Origin of the sequence: Aphanothece stagnina RSMan2012 (genome assembly GCF_046764815.1) — a bacterium.
Classification (GTDB): Bacteria; Cyanobacteriota; Cyanobacteriia; order PCC-6307; family Cyanobiaceae; genus NIES-981.
Map to the genome: position 1 here is coordinate 1 of NZ_JBKOUC010000131.1, position 283 is coordinate 283.

The following is a 283-nucleotide window of genomic DNA, read 5'->3' on the forward strand; positions in this document are numbered from 1 at the left end:
GCGCCCGAGGGCCGTGGCGCTTTCACCGTCGGCGATGGACGCTGCTCCGAGGGCTGTGGCGGCGGTACCTGAAGCCCGGGCGTTCAACCCGACGGCGGTCGCGGCGATTCCCGTGGCATTGGCGCTGCGCCCGAGGGCCGTGCTGCTTTCACCGTCGGCGCTGGAGGCTGTTCCGACGGCAGTCGCGGCTGTTCCGGTGGCATTGGCCTTGCGCCCGAGGGCCGTGGCGCTTTCACCGTCGGCGATGGAGGCTTCTCCGAGGGCTGTGGCGGCGGTACCTGAA

1 protein-coding gene is annotated in these 283 nt (G+C 71.7%); it reads right to left on the reverse strand.

Annotated elements, in window-relative coordinates:
- Nucleotides 1–283, reverse strand: a 283-nt coding sequence (locus ACLNEE_RS17080; RefSeq protein WP_412007472.1) for a hypothetical protein, incomplete at both ends; no start/stop codon positions are given.